This window comes from Streptomyces sp. MK37H (genome assembly GCF_018035285.1).
In the GTDB taxonomy this organism is placed as follows: Bacteria; Actinomycetota; Actinomycetes; order Streptomycetales; family Streptomycetaceae; genus Streptomyces; species Streptomyces endocoffeicus.
The window spans coordinates 1-1,327 of the sequence record NZ_JAAAYH010000864.1 but is presented as its reverse complement, the minus strand read 5'-3'; the positions used below and the strand labels follow the sequence as shown (position 1 = coordinate 1,327).

2 protein-coding genes are annotated in these 1,327 nt (G+C 67.4%); both read right to left on the bottom strand.

Features of this window, described 5'->3' with window-relative positions:
- Positions 1-32: 32 nt before the first annotated feature.
- The gene (locus GWI24_RS44475; RefSeq protein ID WP_210951678.1) at positions 33-953 is read right to left on the bottom strand and encodes an IS3 family transposase; all 921 of its coding nucleotides are present in this window, start codon (positions 951-953) and stop codon (positions 33-35) included.
- Positions 950-1,258, bottom strand: a complete 309-nt coding sequence (locus tag GWI24_RS44470) for a transposase (protein ID WP_161563163.1) — start codon at positions 1,256-1,258, stop codon at positions 950-952. The genes GWI24_RS44475 and GWI24_RS44470 overlap by 4 nt, the downstream gene beginning before the upstream one ends.
- Positions 1,259-1,327: the final 69 nt, after the last annotated feature.

Genomic DNA, 1,327 nt, shown 5'->3' with positions numbered 1-1,327 from the left:
GTGAGGTTCCCCCGCCGTGCGGGTGTGGCTGATTAGCTGGTCAGGGCGGGTTGACGTGGTTTCAGGTTCACTGGTTCGGCTGTTGCCTGGTCGGCGTAGTGCTTCTCCTCGAACTCGATCGGGCTGAGGTAACCGAGCCGTTTCTGGATGCGGCGGGGGTTATAGAAGCCGTCGATGTATTCGAAGAGCGCGAGGTTCGCCTCGGCCCTGGTCGCGAAGACGCGGCCGCGGATGCACTCGACTTTGATCAGTATCCACAGGTTCTCCGCCAGGGCGTTGTCGAACGAGTCGCCGACCGAGCCCATGGATGCCTGGATCCCTGCTCTGACCAGGCGTGTCGTGAGCTTGATGGACGTGTATTGCGTGCCGTGGTCGGCATGGTGAACGAGCTCGCCGGGGGCGACCTCGCGGCTGGTCAGGGCATACTCCAGCGATGACAGGACCAGGTCGGCGTCCGCGTGGGCGGAGGTCTCCCAGGCCACGACCCTGCGGGAGAACGCGTCCCGGATGGCCGACAGCCACAGCGGGCCCTCCCTGGTGGGGATCATGGTCAGGTCGGTGACCCACAACCGGTTCGGCGCGGGTGCCGTGAAGTCGCGTTGCACCAGGTCAGGAGCGAGATCGGCGTCCGGATCACGGCGGGTGAAGCCCTTGGCTGTGCGGGGGCTGATCCCGGCCAGGCCGGCCTGGCGCATAAGCCGTTCGACTCGCTTCCTGCCGACGCGGATGCCCTCACGCCTGAGGACGGCGTGCACGCGCGGTGAGCCGTAGATGCCGCCGGAATCCTGGTGGACCTGACGGATCCTGCCCGTCAGTTCGGCGTCCTGGCGGCGCCGTGCGCACGGCTCCTTCTCGGCGCGTCGCCAGCGGTAATAGGTGGAGGAGGGGATGTTCAGTTCCCGGAGTACGGGCTCGACCCCCAGGTGCGGGTGCTCGTCGACGAGCGCTCTCACCTGGGCCGGGTCGGGTCGAGCTGGGCCGCGAAAAAAGCCGAGGCCGTCCGCAGCACCTCGTTCGCCCGTTTGAGCTGGGCATTCTCCTTGCGCAAGGCCACCAGCTCCTCGCGCTCGGCGGTGGTGAGCAGGTCCTCCCGCTCCCCGGCGTCGGCCTCGGCCTGCCGGATCCAGTTGCGCAGGGCCTCATGATGCACCCCGAGTTCCTCGGCCATACGGCGGATGACGGGCTTCGGCTCGGCAGCGCGATACATGCGGACCGCGCGGTCACGCAACTCCAGCGGGTACTTCCTCGGGGCAGGCATCGTCTGGTCTCCTCTCGTGAGACCCATCTGACCCGCTGTCACCACTCCCCGCATCTCGGGGGAAGCTCA

Bases quoted from the DNA above. Each gene is read 5' to 3' on its own strand.
- GWI24_RS44470 (WP_161563163.1), bottom strand. From the start codon at position 1,258: ATGCCTGCCCCGAGGAAGTACCCGCTGGAGTTGCGTGACCGCGCGGTC.